This is a genomic window from Agriterribacter humi (assembly GCF_009192765.1).
Lineage (GTDB): Bacteria > Bacteroidota > Bacteroidia > Chitinophagales > Chitinophagaceae > Agriterribacter > Agriterribacter humi.
The window spans coordinates 13792-31550 of sequence record NZ_VOHQ01000010.1 but is presented as its reverse complement, the minus strand read 5'-3'; the positions used below and the strand labels follow the sequence as shown (position 1 = coordinate 31550).

Annotated in this window: 17 protein-coding genes; 12 read left to right on the top strand and 5 right to left on the bottom strand. The window is 41.5% G+C overall.

Annotated features, from left to right (window positions below):
- The first annotated feature begins 20 nt into the window (after positions 1–20).
- Positions 21–1142, top strand: coding sequence for a GNAT family N-acetyltransferase (locus tag FRX45_RS16115; RefSeq protein ID WP_152269485.1), 1122 nt, complete (start codon positions 21–23; stop codon positions 1140–1142).
- A 10-nt stretch (positions 1143–1152) separates the two neighbouring features.
- On the top strand, positions 1153–1560 hold the full coding sequence (locus FRX45_RS16110) for a GNAT family N-acetyltransferase (RefSeq protein ID WP_152269484.1): 408 nt from the start codon (positions 1153–1155) through the stop codon (positions 1558–1560).
- A gap of 21 nt (positions 1561–1581) precedes the next feature.
- Here the strand turns inward: FRX45_RS16110 and FRX45_RS16105 are convergent, their stop codons facing one another.
- Genes FRX45_RS16105 through FRX45_RS16085 form a run of 5 tightly spaced genes read right to left on the bottom strand, consistent with a single transcriptional unit; the run spans position 1582 to position 6011 of the window.
- A complete protein-coding gene (locus tag FRX45_RS16105) occupies positions 1582–2430 on the bottom strand; it encodes an MBL fold metallo-hydrolase (RefSeq protein WP_152269483.1) in 849 nt (282 codons plus the stop codon).
- Positions 2431–2472: 42 nt separating this feature from the next.
- Positions 2473–3498 (bottom strand): cobalamin-independent methionine synthase II family protein, encoded by a 1026-nt coding sequence (locus tag FRX45_RS16100; protein ID WP_152269482.1) that lies wholly within the window; start codon positions 3496–3498, stop codon positions 2473–2475.
- 15 nt (positions 3499–3513) lie between these two features.
- A complete protein-coding gene (locus FRX45_RS16095; RefSeq protein ID WP_152269481.1) occupies positions 3514–4293 on the bottom strand; it encodes a sugar isomerase domain-containing protein in 780 nt (259 codons plus the stop codon).
- Positions 4294–4302: 9 nt separating this feature from the next.
- Entirely contained in the window at positions 4303–5196 is an 894-nt protein-coding gene (locus tag FRX45_RS16090) for an ROK family protein (protein ID WP_152269480.1), read from the bottom strand.
- A 23-nt stretch (positions 5197–5219) separates the two neighbouring features.
- Complete coding sequence (locus FRX45_RS16085; RefSeq protein ID WP_152269479.1) at positions 5220–6011, bottom strand: SDR family NAD(P)-dependent oxidoreductase; 792 nt, start codon at positions 6009–6011, stop codon at positions 5220–5222.
- Between the two features lie 15 nt (positions 6012–6026).
- Between FRX45_RS16085 and FRX45_RS16080 the strand changes: the two genes are divergently transcribed.
- The 10 genes from FRX45_RS16080 (at position 6027) to FRX45_RS16035 (ending at position 17746) form a co-directional block, all read left to right on the top strand.
- The gene (locus tag FRX45_RS16080) at positions 6027–6266 is read left to right on the top strand and encodes a hypothetical protein (protein WP_152269478.1); all 240 of its coding nucleotides are present in this window, start codon (positions 6027–6029) and stop codon (positions 6264–6266) included.
- Positions 6267–6409: 143 nt separating this feature from the next.
- Positions 6410–8107, top strand: coding sequence for a L,D-transpeptidase family protein (locus FRX45_RS16075; protein ID WP_193311737.1), 1698 nt, complete (start codon positions 6410–6412; stop codon positions 8105–8107).
- A gap of 164 nt (positions 8108–8271) precedes the next feature.
- The gene (locus FRX45_RS16070) at positions 8272–8664 is read left to right on the top strand and encodes a septal ring lytic transglycosylase RlpA family protein (protein ID WP_152269476.1); all 393 of its coding nucleotides are present in this window, start codon (positions 8272–8274) and stop codon (positions 8662–8664) included.
- A 95-nt stretch (positions 8665–8759) separates the two neighbouring features.
- Positions 8760–10103, top strand: a complete 1344-nt coding sequence (locus tag FRX45_RS16065; RefSeq protein WP_152269475.1) for an OmpA family protein — start codon at positions 8760–8762, stop codon at positions 10101–10103.
- A 584-nt stretch (positions 10104–10687) separates the two neighbouring features.
- A complete protein-coding gene (locus FRX45_RS16060; RefSeq protein WP_152269474.1) occupies positions 10688–11458 on the top strand; it encodes a 3'-5' exonuclease in 771 nt (256 codons plus the stop codon).
- Between the two features lie 58 nt (positions 11459–11516).
- Positions 11517–12296 (top strand): polyprenol monophosphomannose synthase, encoded by a 780-nt coding sequence (locus FRX45_RS16055; protein ID WP_152269473.1) that lies wholly within the window; start codon positions 11517–11519, stop codon positions 12294–12296.
- A gap of 82 nt (positions 12297–12378) precedes the next feature.
- On the top strand, positions 12379–13248 hold the full coding sequence (locus tag FRX45_RS16050; RefSeq protein ID WP_152269472.1) for a DMT family transporter: 870 nt from the start codon (positions 12379–12381) through the stop codon (positions 13246–13248).
- A 49-nt stretch (positions 13249–13297) separates the two neighbouring features.
- Complete coding sequence (locus tag FRX45_RS16045; protein ID WP_152269471.1) at positions 13298–16249, top strand: alpha/beta hydrolase family protein; 2952 nt, start codon at positions 13298–13300, stop codon at positions 16247–16249.
- Positions 16250–16433: 184 nt separating this feature from the next.
- A complete protein-coding gene (locus FRX45_RS16040) occupies positions 16434–17045 on the top strand; it encodes a hypothetical protein (RefSeq protein ID WP_152269470.1) in 612 nt (203 codons plus the stop codon).
- Complete coding sequence (locus FRX45_RS16035) at positions 17042–17746, top strand: DUF3307 domain-containing protein (protein WP_152269469.1); 705 nt, start codon at positions 17042–17044, stop codon at positions 17744–17746. The genes FRX45_RS16040 and FRX45_RS16035 overlap by 4 nt, the downstream gene beginning before the upstream one ends.
- The last annotated feature ends 13 nt before the right edge of the window (positions 17747–17759 follow it).

The window sequence follows — 17759 nt, the reverse complement described above, 5'->3', positions numbered from 1 at the left end:
AGTAGCTAAGCGTAATACATATGGAAATTATAGAAGTTAACAGTGCCGCCACAAGAAAATCCTTTCTTGATCTTCCCAGAAAAATATATAAAAATGATCCCAACTGGGTTTGTCCTTTAAACAACGATATTGAATCGGTGTTCGATCCCCGCAAAAACAATTATCATCAAAACGGTAAATGTATACGATGGGTATTGAAAGACAAAGATGGAAGGGTAATTGGCCGCATAGCCGCTTTCGTTAATAATAAAAAAGCATACCTGTCTGAACTAACCACAGGGGGCTGTGGTTTTTTTGAATGCACCGATAACCAGGATGCTGCCGACCTGTTATTTGATACGGCTAAAGCCTGGCTTGCCGGAAATGGAATGAAGGCGATGGATGGCCCGGTAAATTTTGGGGAGAATGATATGTGGTGGGGACTGCTGGTAGAAGGTTTTGCCGTACCATATTATGGTATGAACTATCATCCGCCTTATTACAAAAGATTGTTTGAGCGCTATGGCTTTGAGCCCCTGTATGAGCAAATTTCCAATTCAATAGAAATATATAAACCTTTTCCTGAGCGCTTTACCAAGATTGCAGAATGGGTGGTGAAAAAACCGGGATATAATTTTGAACACCTGAAGAAAAATGAGTTTCAGCGCTTTGCTAATGATTTTAAAGAGATATACAACGATGCATGGAAAGATTTTGAAAACTTTACTCCCATAACAGACATTACTATCCGGGAAACATTTGAAAAGATAAAGATCATTATGGACGAAAAACTGATCTGGTTTGCTTATGTAAACGGGGAACCGGCATCGCTGGTGGTTATTGTTCCCGACACCAATGAACTGATCAGCAATTTGAATGGCAAGCTGGGGTTGTTGGGCAAACTAAAGTTCCTGGTGAACAAATGGAGTCGTAAGAATAAGCGGATGCGGGCCATTATTATGGGAACCAAAGCAAAATTTCAAAAGCATGGATTGGAAGCTGCCATGATCATCAAGCTAAAGGAATATGTTTTGCCGCTGCAACAGTATAAAGAGCTGGAATTATCGTGGGTTGGTGATTTTAATACCAAAATGATTGCGCTGCATGAGGCAACAGGCGCTACTTTTTCTAAAAAGCATATCACCTATAGGTATATCTTTTAAACAAATCGCAATGATAAGCTACCAGGTTGAAAATGATTTAAGTGCGGAAGCGTTTGTACAGGTATTGCAACGATCCACACTTGGGGAGCGCAGGCCGGTTAATGATCCCGAACGTATTGCCGGTATGCTTGCGCACGGGAACCTTATACTAACGGCAAGGGATAATGGCAAAATTGTTGGTGTAGCCCGTTCATTAACCGATTTTTCATTTTGTACCTATCTATCAGACCTCGCTGTTGATAAGGATTACCAGCATAAAGGCATAGGAAAGGAATTGATACGGCGCACACAATTAGAAGCGCCTAAGGCAAAACTGATTTTGCTGGCGGCTCCTGCTGCTGTACATTATTATCCGCATATTGGAATGAAGCGGCACGAGCACTGTTTCTTTATAGATCATGCAACTGAATTGAAATAATACAGATTGCATTTTTAATGCTTATAAAACTTCGCTGTTCCAATGTCCTCCAATAGGTAAAATAGTATAGGCCTGCTGAACCGCTTCGGCTTTAGCAGCAAAATCAACCGGGTTTGCAGTGTTGAAAGTAAACATATCATAATGACAGGGAATAACATGTTGTACGCCCGCAGCTTTAGCTAAATCTGCAGCTTCCTGCACATTAAGATTGCCTGCAACGCCTCTTGCCGGATCATTTCCGTTAATGGGAAGCAATGCCAGGTTTATTTGAAATGGGCGCAGTATTTTTTCCAGTCCTGCATACCAAAGCGTATCGCCGCTATGGTAAATGGTATAATTGCCAAACTGTATAATGTACCCCATATAAAGGCATTCTCCTTTTTCATTCCGGTCAACGGCATTGTGGGCAGCAGCAATACCATGAAAAGTAAAATCACCAGAGGTTATATGCTTTCCTTCATTTAGCCCTAAAGGAAATGCTTCCGGCGTTTGTGTTCTGCCGGCAACAAAACTTCTGTTGGCTTCGGGAATAATGAAGCTGATGCCGGGATTATTTTTAATAACAGGTATTAATGTTTCCGCATCTAAGTGATCAGTGTGGTTATGGCTGGAACTTACAATGGAAATGTTTTTTAATAATTCAGGGTTCACCACCCGCTCACTCATTCGAGTATGCGGCTTAGGGGTGTCTGCATATTTTTTTGTGAGGGAATCCGAAAGATAGGGATCAATCAATAGCTTCTTTCCCTGCCATAGCAGCAGGTAGCCGCTTTGCCCCAGCCACCACAGGTGAAAATATTTTTTATCATTTTCATACTGCTGCACCTGCGCAATAAAAGCATCGTCTTTTATAACAGCCTGTATCATCATACCTAATTTCAAATCTCAAACCTACCTGCCGGCAGGCAGGTCTCAAATCACAGCCCTCACCATTTTCGCGCCCTTCACCATGTTAATTAATTTTTGTCTTGAAGCCCATCTTGCAGTTTGGCTCAATCCGCAGTCGGGAGCTACAGATAGTTTTTCCGCGGGAATATATTGCAGGCATCTTTTAATTCTTTCCACCACATCTTCCGGGGTTTCAATATAGTAATTCTTTACATCAATAATCCCCACTGCAACATTCATTCGTTTGGAAAAAGTTTCGAGTAATTCTATCTCCGCAAATTCGCGGTTCGCCATTTCAATATGTATTTCATTTACTTTAAGCTCCAGAAAATCCGGTATCATCGGTTTGATACTCCTGTAGCCTACGGGTCTTCCTTTAAAGTTGCCAAAGCATAAATGCGTGGAAAGATTGCATTTGCCTGCCACAGGCTCAACTGTTTTGTTGAATATAGCCGCAAACCTTTTGGTGTCTTCTTTATACGCATAGCAGCTCATGGATGGTTCATCTACTGTAATTTCAGTGCATCCTGCTGCTACTAAATCTTCTAACTCCTTTTGTATAAATGGAAGGAGGGCTTCGGTTATCGCGTACCGGTCTTTGTATTCATTGTTTGGCAATAATCTTCCGCTTAAAGTATACGGCCCCGGTATGCTGGCTTTTAGCACAGGTCCCTGCGGAGCTAATTTTTTTAAACGTAAAAATTCTTTCACCACGCCCAATCCTTTTGGTGCGGAAAGTGTTTCGGTGATCCGGTGTTTTCCCCTCTGGTCGTGTGCGGCAGGTCCAAAACGCCTCGTTTCGCTTTCATCTGGCGATATCCCTTTGATATAGCCATAAAAAGATAAATTGAAATCAAGCCTTGTCTGTTCCCCGTCAGTAATTACGTCAAGCCCGGCCGTTGTTTGATCATGTATAGCGGCAATAACGGCATCTTCAATTGCTTCTTCTATATCTGCGGGTCCAAATTCATTTAAGTGCTGCGCTGCAAATTCCAGCCATCCCGGGAAAGGATAACTGCCAATTACCGTTGTACGTATGGGTGTATGCATATTATTGTATTGTATTTAATTTCCTACATTTTTATATAAACCGGCAAGGCGATGTGCATGTTCGTCATAAGCGCTCTCAAACAACTCCTTTGCTTTTTCTGCGCCTACTACACATGCGGCCGATAATACTTTTGGAGGTTTTCCCGCTTCGGTTAGCAGCCTGGCTGTTTCTGCTTTAATGGAATTTATGAGTAAAATACCACCTACTGTTGAGCCTGGTGCAACGGGTGTTTCCAGTCCGGGGATCCGGATCATGGCATCACCGGCAGGTGCACCTGTATCCAAAACCAGGTCTGCAAAATCACCCAATTTTTTTCCATCTTTTCTTTTGCTGGAAGAAACATCGGCGTGTTTTTGGGTAAGGATCGCCGTTACCTTCACTTTTTTTTGCTGAAATAGTTCCGCCATTTCAATAGGTACAATATTACATCCGCCGGATGAAATGATGAGCGCACTATCGCTTTCCTTTATATCAAAGTTTCGCAAAATCCTTTCTGCAAACCCTTCTACATTTTCAAGAAACATGGCCTGCCGCTGACCATTGGAGCCAACCACCAGATTGTGAAAGGTGAGCGATAGCTCTACTATAGGATTAAACCCTGGAAATGATCCATAACGCGGCCACATTTCTTCCACCATAATGCGGCTGTGTCCCGAACCGAATACATGCACCATCCTGCCCTGCAAAATACTTTCTGCAAACCATTGCGCAGCTTGTTGTATACTTTTCTGCTGCGCTTCAACGGTTTCAATAATTTTTCGGGAGTGTTGCAGATAATCCCAGATAACATTCATGATAAAAATTTAATGTGGTAATGATTTGTGTAAAGCAAAACTAGCGGCTCCCACGGCGCCGGAATATTCATCAAATACGGCCTGCACAACAGGCGTGCGCACACCCGAATGATGCCATTCAAAGATATTCATAAACCCGTCAAGAGGCTTGAATAGATCATCACCTGCCTGTGCTATGCCTCCGCCAAGAATAATAATATCAGGAGAAACAATATTGATAAATGAACAAAGTGCTACAGCTAATCGTTTTATAGAATGCAGCCATACATACGTTGCAAAGGTATCGCCTCCTTTATATGCCTGAACCAGTTCATAGGTTGAAGAAAATTTTCCGAAGCTCCGTTGTTCTATGGTGCAATTGCCTATTGCATCTTCAAGGCTGGCCGGCATATTGGTAACATCACATCCATCGCTGTCTGCGTTTAGCATTACATGACCCATATGCCCCGCCCTGTTTAATAAGCCCTGATGTAATTCGCCGTTTATCATAATGCCTCCGCCTACACCCGTGCCCAGTGTTAATAAAATAACATGACTGCATCCTTTGCCCGCGCCAAATTTTGCCTCTGCCATTAAAGCGGCATGCGCATCATTGAGCACCCATGTTTGCGTTTTGAGATAATCAGTCCAAACAAAATTTTCCAGACCTTCCAGCCGGCCGGGCATTAGTTTTATGCAATCATTGTTGCTGCCTGCCAATCCCGGTGCAGATAAACCTACAGGCGTATTTTTGCTGACCGATTTTTGTTGAAGGCTATGCAGCATGTCGGCTACCACTCCTTTCCAGTGAAAGGCTTCCTTTTCGTTGGTCTTGTATTGCATTTCATGCAGGATGATGCCATCTTCGGTTATCAGTACGCCTTTGATATTGGTGCCTCCCATGTCAATGCCGATTGACTGCATAGTATTATTATTTAAAAAAGTATTCAAATCTGACCTTCGCTTACTGTCCATCCCCCGTCAACATATACCACCTGCCCGGTAGTAAACTTTGCATAATCCGACATAAAATAGCAGGCCAGCCCGTCTGTATCTTCAGGACGGCCTATTCTTCCTCCATCTAATGGCTGCTTTGTTTTGATAAATGAAAGGATAGCATTGTTTTTGGCTGCTCTCTGCGCCATGGGTGTTTCTACAAGTGCCGGGGCTATGGTATTGATACGGATATTATCTTTTGCATAATAAGCTGCTATAGATTTCGTAAAACCTGTTACAGCCGATTTGCTGGCTGCATATGCATGTGTTGCAAAATGAACAGGAGAAGGGGAGACTCCCAATACCGAACTCATGTTAAGAATGGCGCCACCGGTGTTGTGCTGCAGAAACCATTTTACAGCGGCCTGGTTAGAGAGCATGAGTGAAGTGAGGTTTAGCTCAAATGTTTTGTTCCATCCTTCCAGTGTTAGCTCATGTAAGGGACCATCACCCATTTTGCGGCCACTGCCGCCGGCTATATGATATAATCCGTGAAATGTACCGAATTGTTGTTCGCAAATATGAATGGCATTTGCAGCGGTAGACGGATCAATAGCATCGGCACAAATGGCAATCCCTTTGCCTTTCAGTTGTTGCTCCGCATCATCGCATGTTTGCTGGTTCCTGCCTGCTACTATTACGCGGGCACCCTGCGCAACAAAAGCTTTGGCAGCCGATAATCCCATACCGGTTGTTCCACCAATAATTACTATGTTTTTTTGTGCCAGCCAGCCTTCACTCATAAAAATAAATACCTGATGAATTTAAGCAAACTAACAATACTTTTTGGAAATCTCCGTATTTTATCTGCTCAGAACCAGTGTCTGTTGCCGGCTGGTGGGGACACCAGCCGGGGCGGCCCGCCGTGGGTGGTGCTTGCCTATCGGCAGGCAGGTCCTCACCGCCCACAAGAAGCAAAGCAGTGCGACAATTTGAAATGCCCCTTTTTATCTGCTCTGCCCGTTAAATTAATGGGTTTATCTTTGCAGATTGATTAATGCTAATTATGAAATCACATCAAAAAGAGACAGACCTGCATATAATAATAATTAACGGCTTTTGTTATTTCAGACATTATTCTGCAATTTACATTCAGGCTGTGATCAAACTAAAGCGCCTTCATTTCAATTCACCCGGACTTATGATAAAGAAGTGTTGTATATATATATGCTGGATATTCCTGCCGGCAGTATTATTATTTTCCTGTAATGAAACTTCGCAAAAGCCTAAAACTGTAGAAATTGTTCGTCAGCCTGAAAATTTGAATAAAAAGACCAATGAAAATATTGTTGCTGGTATTGCTTTTGCCTCAGAGAATAATGGAAAGTTAAATGACAGCACATCATTTAATGTGCTGCCGGCTGTTAAAGCCTGGTATAATACACGCGATTCACTGCGCACCTGGAGCAACCGTGAAGAATGGTTGCGGATGGCCGATTCATTGTATACTTTTATCGGGCATAGTGAAAACTATGGTTTGTTTCCTTCCGATTATCATTTCAGTCAGTTAAACCTCGTTTATCATAAACTAAAAACGGATTCTCTTGCCATGTTTGATGCGGCTATGTGGGCACGTGCCGATCTTTTATTTACCGATGCATTTATGCAAATAGCCAAAGACATAAAATTGGGAAGACTGGACGCAGACAGCGTTACGCTCAGGAAGGATACCGTGCTTACAGATTCTTTCTATGTATCGCTGTTAAAAAACGTTCACGATAAAAAAGAATTAACGCCACTGCTTCAGGAACTTGAGCCCAGGCATGAAGGATATGTTCAATTAAAGGCAGCATTGAAAAACTTTCTTGATTCAATGAACAGAACGAATTTCACTTACCTGTCTTATCCTTTTGAAATTCCGTCCGATTCACTGGCGTTTATTAAAAACCTGCAAACCCGCTTATTTGAAGGTGGGTTCCTGGCATTTAATAACCGGCCTGCGGATACTGCAGAATTAACCGCCGCAGTAAAAGCATACCAGGCACAAAATGATCTGAAGGTGGATGGCAAAGCCGGGCCAATGGTAGTTAAATCACTCAACAATAACGACCAGGAAAAATTTAAGACCATTGCCATTAATTTAGACCGGTACAAGCAATTGCCGGATACCATGCCGGTACGGTATGTGTGGGTAAATATTCCTTCGTACCGGTTGCGTTTATGGGATACAGATACCTTAAAACTCGAATCAAAAATAATTGTTGGCCGGTCTCAGACAAGAACCCCGCTACTTACCAGTACACTTACCAATTTTATTGTTTTTCCTCAATGGACGGTACCTTTTAGTATTATATTTAAGGAAATGCTGCCTAAAATTCGTGAAGATGTGGGATACCTTGATGAACAAAACCTGATGGTAGTTGACAAAAACGACAGTATAATAGCACCCGACAGTATTAACTGGTTCAGGCTGAATAAAAAATATTTCCCTTATTTATTGAAACAACGGGAAGGAGATGACAATTCATTGGGTATAATTAAATTTAATTTCAGAAATAAGTATAGCGTGTATTTGCATGATACGAATGCCCGCTGGCTTTTTTCAAAAACAAACAGGGCGCTCAGTCACGGATGTGTGCGGGTGCAGCAGTGGCAAAAGTTATCTGATTACCTGGTAAAGAATGACAGCGTCCGTTACAAGCCCGATACCCTTACTGCATGGATGGCTAGAAAAGAAAAACATACCGTTAATTTCTCCCGTAAAATACCCATATTTATTCGCTACTTTACCTGCGAAGCAAGGGAGGGAAAAGTCGTTTTTTTTGATGACGTTTATGCCGAAGACAAGATTGCAAGGCAAAACTGGTTCAGCAATAAATACAACCTGTTAACGTTATAGCTGCTGTATTTTAAGTGAATATCCGGGTAAATCAATTGATGGACCCGGTTATTTATTTTATGTATATGAATGACCACCAGAAGTAGGGAAAGGAGAGAAGTGAAAAAGATTGTGGTCTCAATTTTGCAGAATATTCTTGTTCTGCCACCAGAAAACCGGTTGTAATGAAACAATTCCTGTTATTATTTATCGCTCTCTTTTGTATCTGTACATATACAACGGCTCAGCGTTCTCCGGCAAAGAAAGCCAGTAAATATCCTGCAGTTCAGCAGGGGGTAGCCAGTTTTTATGCAGATAAATTCCAGGGAAGATTAATGGCTAACGGAAGAAAGTATGATCAGCATAAACTGACGGCAGCGGGTAATCGTTTCGCTTTGGGAACCTGGATAAAAGTAAGCAACCTTTCAAATAAAAAAACCGTCATAGTTCAAATTACCGACCGCATGCATCCTAAAAACAAACGGATTATTGATGTTTCAAAAGCCGCTGCAAAAAAATTAGGATTTATAAAAAAGGGGCTTACCAGAGTAAAAGTTGAGGTCATTAAAAAGCCATAAAAGGCTGATGAACAGTAGGACAAACAGGGCAAATAATTTGGATCGTTATTAATCATCCTTATACCTTTGCATAACTTTTAATCAAATTACATTTTATGAGAAAACCGTTATTAAGCTTATTGGCAGTATGCATACTCAGCACTGCTTTCGCCCAGGAAAATGCCATAAAAAATCCTTACAAAAAGAAACCGGCATTTGGCTTTTCATTTACCTTTCATGATTTTCAAACTGCACAAGATTTAAAGAACACTTCACTTAACCAGGTTTTAAAAGACAAACAATGGTATAAAACAGGGCGCATGAGTCCCGGTTTAGCGCTGTCTTATTTTCAGGGACTTACCGATCATTTTGATTTTATGGCCCGCTTAGGCGGTACTTTCACAGACTATCCGGTGCCCGATAAGCCACAAGGCGGCAATGATAAGTTGCTTGCCGAATTGGATGCCAATATCAATGCCAAATTGCTGAGCGACAGATATTGGGTTACGCCGTATTTAACGGCCGGCATCGGTGGCTCGCAATGGAATGGCTACTGGGGTGCTTATGTGCCACTGGGGCTGGGTGTACAGGTTAATTTATTAGACCAGGCTTTTATTAATTTTAATGCGCAATACCGTGTTGCCGTAACTACCGGTACTACTGCCAATCATTTGTTTTACAGTTTAGGCGTTGCAGGTTCTTTGTTTGAGAAAAAAGAGCCTAAAGTAATTCCTCCTCCTCCGCCACCAGCCGATACAGACAATGACGGTATTGTTGATTCACTTGATGCTTGTCCCGATGTTGCAGGACTGGCTCAGTTCAAAGGCTGCCCTGATAAAGACGGTGATGGCATTGAAGATAAGAATGATAAATGTCCTGAAGTAAAGGGTCTTGAAAAATACGATGGTTGTCCCATACCCGATACCGATAGCGATGGAATACATGATGAAGAAGATAAATGCCCCAATGAAGCAGGGGTTGCTAAATACCAGGGCTGCCCCATTCCGGATACGGATAGTGATGGCGTAAATGATGAAGAAGATAAATGTCCCGCTCTTGCAGGACCTGCCAGCAACCAGGGTTGTCCCGAAATAAAAGAAGAAGTGAAAAAACGTATTGATGTGGCAGCGAAAAATGTATTTTTTGCTACAGGCAGCTCTAAACTGTTGTCAAAATCATTCAAATCATTGAATGAAGTTGCAAAAATTCTTAATGAAGATCCCAATCTTAAATTAGATGTGGAGGGACATACAGATAATACCGGTAAACCGGATAAGAACCAGATTTTGAGCGAGCAGAGAGCCCAGTCTGTAGTGGATTATTTAACTGCAAAGGGAGGTGTTGATCCAGCGCGTCTTATATCCGCAGGTTTTGGCCAGGATCAGCCGGTTGCAGATAATAAAACGGCTGCAGGCCGCGCTAAAAATCGTCGTGTAGACCTTAAACTGCACTATAACTAATATAACTTTTGAAGATAAAAAACACCCCGGCCAATAAACCGGGGTGTTTTTATGTGATACAACTCATGTGAGGAGGGTAATTTATTACGGGACCTGATTGTTCGGTAGTCGTTCTATATTAATTTCTGTTAACTGCATTGAGGCTAAAGTAAAAAAGGTTATCGCAATGATAACCTTTATAAAATAATATTTGAGGCAAAAACTTATTTGTAACCAACCATTCCTTGTGTAGCTTTACATCCGCCTCTTGAGGAGGTGCATGAAGCCAAAGCGGCCCCCAGGGTGATAACGAGCAGAGCGATAGCGAAAACTTTTTTCATTTTTGAAGTTTTTAGGTAAAACAATAACATTTTCCAAGCATGGCGCCCGTAGGAGTAGGAGATAATGTTATTCTTCAAAGGGGGAATTGGAAATACGCAGAATACACGTAAAGAGACGTGCAAATAAACAAACATTAAGCTGAATAAACAAATTTTATAAATTGCTTTTCTTTGGACACAGAATTGTTTGACTTATGTTAACAGAAGGCCAATAGTATTATATTTTTAGCTATTTTGCCACATTAAATAATTATTGTTCACGCTATGCCATTACAATTAGCCCGTCCGTTAGCTGTTATTGACCTGGAAACAACCGGTATTAACCTTGCTGTTGATCGTATTGTTGAGTTAGCTATTGTAAAAGTGCAACCAGATGGTAGCCGGGTGGTGAAGAGGAAACTGGTTAATCCTCAAATGCCGGTTCCTAAAGCCTCTTCCGATGTGCATGGCATTACCGATGATATGGTTAAGGATGCACCTTCCTTCAAGCAGATAGCCAATGAAATACGCCAGTTTTTAGACAATTGCGATTTGGCCGGATACAATTCCAATCGTTTTGACATTCCTATGCTGGTAGAAGAATTTTTGCGTTCAGGCCTGGAATTTGATGTTACCAGCCGGCATTTGCTGGATGTACAAAAGCTTTATCATATGATGGAGCCCCGCACATTAAGTGCCGCGTATAAATTTTATTGTGAGAAGAATCTTGATAATGCGCATAGTGCAGAGGTTGATGCTATGGCAACTTTTGAAATACTGGAATCACAATTGCAAAGATACCCCCAGGCGGGTGCAACGGTAGAATCTATTATTAAATTTACAGGGCAGGAACAAATTGTGGATTTCGCCCGGCGTTTTATTATGGAAAATGGAGTAGAAATCTTTAATTTCGGAAAACATAAGGGCAAGCCTGTAACCGAAGTCCTTAAAGCCGAACCCCAGTATTACGACTGGATGATGAAGGGGGATTTTCCTATGCATACCAAGCAAAAGCTTACAGAAATACTTAACCGAACCTTGTTAAAGAAAGCGTAAAATCATTTTAAAAAAAAGAGTATAAAGTAATTTTATAGTACAAAAAATACGATATCTGTTGGAAAAGCTGGTGGTCATACCTACTTATAATGAAAGTGAAAATATAAAACCCATTCTTCATGCTATTTTAGGAATGGATCTGAATTTTCATGTGCTGGTTGTTGATGATAACTCCCCCGATGGCACTGCCGGTTTGGTACGGGAAATACAAAAAGAATATCCCGGTCAGTTATTTCTGCAGGTACGTGAAGGTAAACAGGGGTTAGGCACTGCCTATATTTATGGATTTAGATGGGCGATAGACAGGGGATACAGGTATGTATTTGAAATGGATGCCGATTTTTCTCATAATCCGAAAGACCTCGAACGATTGTACCAGGCATGTGCGCACAAAGCCGATGTTGTTGTGGGTTCGCGGTATGTAAAAGGAGGTAAAACAGTAAACTGGAGCCGCTACAGGAATGTACTTTCCAAAGGTGGAGCATTGTATACACGCATATTAACCTGGATGCCGGTTAAAGATCCTACCGCAGGGTTTATTTGCTACAGAAAAGAAGTGCTGGAAACCATTAATTTTGATCAGATCAATTTTGTAGGGTATGCTTTCCAGATAGAAATGAAATTTGCCGCCTGGAAACTTGGCTTTAAAGTTATTGAAATACCTATCACTTTTGTTGACCGCAAATTCGGTACTTCAAAAATGAATAAGAATATTGTAAAGGAAGGTATATTGGGAGTGCTTAAGATACAGTGGCAAAGTATGTTTAAAAATTACCGCAGAAAAGTACGTAATAGTTTTATTCCCGCATCAACGCTCCGCGCTGAAGTATTAAGTTAAAACCTGTGCTGCTTAATCATACAGTATAGTGCATGATACAAAAGTGCGCTTTCCGGTGTATACAATTAATTTGAATTTTTTAATGAAGAAGGCTTTATTGTCTTTACATGCAGCTGTATTCCTGGCGGGCTTTACAGGCATACTGGGCCGGCTTATTACGCTAAACGAAGGATTGCTTGTATGGTGGCGGCTTTTTATCACTTCATGCACCCTGGCAATAATTTTCTTATTTACGGGCCATTTGCAGAAAGTTACGCTTTCTCTCCATTTCCGGATACTGGGAACAGGCGCTGTTGTTGCGTTACACTGGGTGTTTTTTTATGGCAGTGTTAAATATGCCAATGTTTCTGTTGCTTTAATATGTTTTTCTGCTATTGGTTTTTTTTCTGCTTTTTTTGAACCTCTGATATTGCGTAAAAAAATGGATTGGATTGAAGTGCTGTTTGGCGCATTGACCATTGCAGGAATCTGGTTGATTTTTCATTTCGATAAACAGTATAAGTTTGGAATACTGCTGGGCATCATCTCTTCTTTATTTGCCGCCTTATTTCCTGTGTTCAATAAAAAATTAATTGAACACATATCTCCGCAAAGTCTTACTTTTTATGAGCTCTCGGGCGGGCTTATTGTATTAACTTTAGGCATGCCTTTTTATATCAGTTCTTTTCCAAAAGATCATATCCTGCCTACAGCCGGAGATTTTTTTTGGCTGCTGGTGTTGAGTTGGTTTTGTACCGTCCTTGCCTTTAACCTGTCGCTTCAGGCATTAAAAAAAATATCTCCCTTTACCGTAAATCTCAGTTATAATCTTGAGCCGGTATATGGTATTATACTCGCCTTTATTGTGTATAATGAGAATGCGTATTTGAGCAGTGGTTTTTATTATGGATTATCATTGATACTGTTAACAGTGGTTTTACAAACCCGGAGGCTATACCACAGGAAGGTATAAAAGAAGTTTAATCTTATCTTGCGAACTGATCAGAAAAATATAAAAGAATATGAGAAAGGTATTTTTTATTATAATCATACTGCTGGCAGTAAAGGTAAATGCACAAAATAAAAAACCTCTTGATCATACGGTATATGATAGCTGGCAATCCATTGGTGAAAGAGAGATAAGCAATGACGGCAGATGGATTGTGTATACAATTGAAGTTCAGGAAGGAGATGGAACGCTTGTTATACAATCTGCTGATTCAAAATACAGGGAAACGATTGCCAGGGGTTATAATATTACCATTACGGAAGACAGCAGGTATGCTGTTTTTAAAATAAAACCGCCTTATGCCGCCATAAGGCAGGCCCGTATACAAAAGAAAACACCCGATCAGTTTCCTAAAGATTCATTGGTTATCGTGGAATTGGGTAAGGGCATAGTTGTGAGAGCTGCCCGGGTTAAATCGTATAAAGTACCTGAGAAAAATGCACAGTGGATAGCCTGGCAAATGGAAAAACCAATAGCGGATACTTCCAAAAGGAAAGCTGCACCCGATTCATTAGCGAAGCAGATAGATTCATTAAAAAGATCTGTTGCAGAACCTACCGCCGAACAGGCAAAGAAAAGACAGCGGATCACTAATCCGCCTGTTATTAAAAATGATGATGAGATGATTTTATTAAACAATCCTGCATTTGCTTATAACGAGGCTGAGGACGAACCTGGTTCGGGAGAAAAAAAGGAGGAAGGCACAGCATTGGTTATTTTTAATCTGCGGGATAGTATAGAGCAAACCCTGGATTTTGTAAGTGAATATGTATGGAGCAAAACCGGAAATATTTTAATAACAGAAACGACAACTTCAAAAAAAGACAGTTTGCGCAAAGCTGCAGTATGTATTTTCAGAACAGTTGAAGGCCGGTTTGATACGATTATGAAAGGAGGGAATGATTTTCGCAATTACGCTATTGATGAACAGGGGTACCAGTTGGCTTTTGTTGCTGAAAGAGATAGCAGCGCTAAGGCACTTCAAAAAATGTACAAGCTGTGGTATTGGCAAAATGGTTATGACAGTGCTGTAGTGATCGCCGATAAAAATATTGCCGGCATGCCTGTAGGCTGGAGTGTAAGTGAGCATGCGGGTGTGCATTTCAGTAAGTCGGGGAAACGGCTCTTTGCAGGATCTGCGCCTGTTCAACCGCCAAAAGATACATCCCTTATAGATATTGACCTGGTGAAAGTTGATATCTGGAATTATAAAGACGACTACCTGCAATCCATACAATTGAAGAACCTGGATAAGGATGTTAAAAAAAGCTACACTGCAATGATTGACCTGGATAATAAAAAATTCGTTCAGCTTGCAGACCGGGAAGTTGAAGATATTATATCCGGGAATGAGGGTGACAGCGATTTCTTTGTGGGTATTACGGATACGGGTAAACGTGCTGCGCTGCAATGGGAAGGAAGAACCCTGAAAGATATTTATATCATACAGCCGGAAGACGGAACCCGGAAGTTAATTAAAAAAAATCTTTCGGGGTATGTTACTGTATCACCTGCTGGTAAGTATGTGCTGTGGTATGATGCAAAAGCACACCAGTATTTTACCTGGCGAAACGGTAAAACAAAGAATATTTCTTCAGAGATCCGTACAAAATTATACGATGAGGATTTTGATATGCCAACTGATCCATCTTCTTATGGCGTAATGGCCTGGACGCAAAGTGATCTGTCTGTCCTGGTATACGACAAATTTGACATCTGGCAATTGGATCCCGACAGGGTTGTTGCTCCTCTTAATATCACGGCAGGTGAAGGGCGTAAAAATAAAGTAACGTACAGGTATGTTCGTACCGATCCCGAAAAAAAATTCATTACGCCTTCGCAGGAGATACTCCTGCATATGTTTGCTGATGATAATAAACATGCTGGTATAGCTACATATAAGGTATTGAGCACTGCAAAACCTGTTACTGTTGTAAACGGAGCTTTTGCCATTAATAGCAACAGGATAGCTAAAGCAAAGGATAGCAGTATTTATATTTATACAAAGGAGAGCTATGTGCACCCGCCTGATCTGTATGTAAATGCAGGATGGCAGCAGGAAGCCAGGTTAAGTGCTATTAATCCGCAGCAGGCAAATTATAACTGGGGCACTGCGGAGTTATTTAAATGGAAAGCCTATAACGGCAAACGGGCAACAGGCATTGTGTATAAACCTGAGGACTTTGATCCGAAGAAAAAATATCCTGCCATCTGTTATTTCTATGAAAAGCTTAGCGATGGATTGTACCAGTATATTCCCCCGGCGCCTACCCCCAGCCGTTTGAATATTTCTTTTTTTGTGAGCAGGGGCTATATTGTTTTTGTTCCGGATATTTCGTATACAACCGGTCACCCGGGCAAAAGCGCCTATAATTATATTGTAAGCGGTGCAAGGGCATTGATTAAAAAAGGATGGGCAGACAGTACCCGGATAGGAATACAGGGACAAAGCTGGGGCGGTTATCAAACGGCTTATGTTATTACCCAAACCAAATTATTCAAAGCTGCATGGGCCGGAGCTCCTGTTGGTAATATGACGAGCGCTTATGGTGGTATCCGCTGGTCAACCGGCATGAACAGGCAGTTTCAATATGAAAAAACCCAAAGTCGCATAGGCGCTACCTTATGGCAAAAGCCGCAATTGTATATAGAAAATTCGCCCTTGTTTTACCTGCCAAAGGTAACTACTCCATTGGTGATCATGCACAATGATAATGACGGAGCCGTACCCTGGTACCAGGGGATTGAATTATTTACAGGCTTGCGGCGTTTGAATAAACCTGTATGGCTGCTCAATTACAATGGTGAGGCGCATAATGTAATGGAAAGAAAGAACAGAAAAGATTTGCAAATAAGGGAGCAGCAGTTTTTTGACTGGCAGTTGAAAGGACATCGTCCTGCACAATGGCTGAGCGAAGGAGTGCCCGCCGTTATGAAAGGAAAAGTATGGGGGCTGGAAGATTAGAATGCAAAAGCACAGTAGGAGTGCTGCGCACAGAAAGGCAGATGATATTTCCTGTTACGCTAATTTCATCCTGTAAATTGTAATTATAGCCTTTTTAAGCTATAATTTAAAAATATAGCCTTTTTAGGCTATAATTTAATAATATCGCCTTTTTAGGCTATATTTGAAATTAAAAGAATTGCGTATGCCTCTTGCCGCCGTTATAACCGCTGATATTGTTAACTCCACAGTTGCCGGAACCGCTATGGGGAAGAAGCTGGTAGCACGGCTCAGCGCTGTTTTAAAAAATTACAAATTCGAATTCTACCGCGGTGACAGTTTCCAGGTGTACACTAAAGATATTTCAGCAGTATTAAAATTAGCCATCCGGTTAAGAACTGCTGCCAAAGGTTTTTCCGGTATATACGATGTGCGCATCAGCATAGGAATAGGCAAAGCGATTAGAACTGTGCAAACTTTGCGAACGGCCAACAGTGAAGCATTCGTTTTATCGGGAAGAATGTTTGAACAGTTAAAGGATGATCAGCGTTTATGGATTCAGTCGGCAAATGAAAACGCAAACGTTGCCTTCAGGGTTATTGCATATTTCACGGATTATATTCTGAAACGGCTAACCTCAAGGCAGGCCGAAGTTGTACTGGAGCTTTTGAAAGAACAAACCCAGACAGAGGTATCAAAGAAGCTAAAAATAAAACAGTCTACCATCAACAAACATGCGCAGTCGGCAGGGTGGGCGGAAATAGAAAAGCTACTGTACGAATACAATCAAGTGATTACTCAATTTAACCTGGCATGAGCACAATCTGGCTGATAAAACTGATCCTGTCGCACCTGCTGGCAGACTTTGTACTGCAACCCCGGAAATGGGTTAATGACCGTTGTGCCAGGCATTTTTTATCTCCGTGGCTCTACCTGCATACTTTGATAGCTGCTGCATTGGCACTGGTTTTTACAGGCTTTCACTATTGGTATTTTGCCCTGGCCATCTTTATATCGCATACTCTTATTGATGGCTGGAAATCATATCGCCCACAAACCGTATTGTATTTCTTGGCAGACCAGTTAATGCACCTGCTGGTTATTATAGCCTGCTGGTATTATACTTTTTACACCATTGCAGATGTAAAAGAATGGTTACAGGCAACCGGCAGCAACGATCGTTTCTGGCTCGTAACAACAGCCTATGTATCTTTGAGTTTCCCGGCAGGTATTATGATCGGGCAAATGACCCGTAAATGGAGTGACCAGTTGCCCCGCAGTGCCGGGCTTGCTAATGCAGGCAAGTGGATTGGCATTTTAGAACGTATCCTTATTCTAACTTTTCTGCTGCAAAACCAATATGCAGCGATTGGTCTTTTAATTACGGCAAAGGGATTGCTCCGCTTTAGTGAAAAAGACAAGCAGGAAGAGAAAACCGAATATGTTTTAATCGGATCGCTGATCAGCTTTTCCATATCCGTAATAACAGGCATTATTGTAAAATACCTGGCGGCTTAACAGGTTGTGCAGG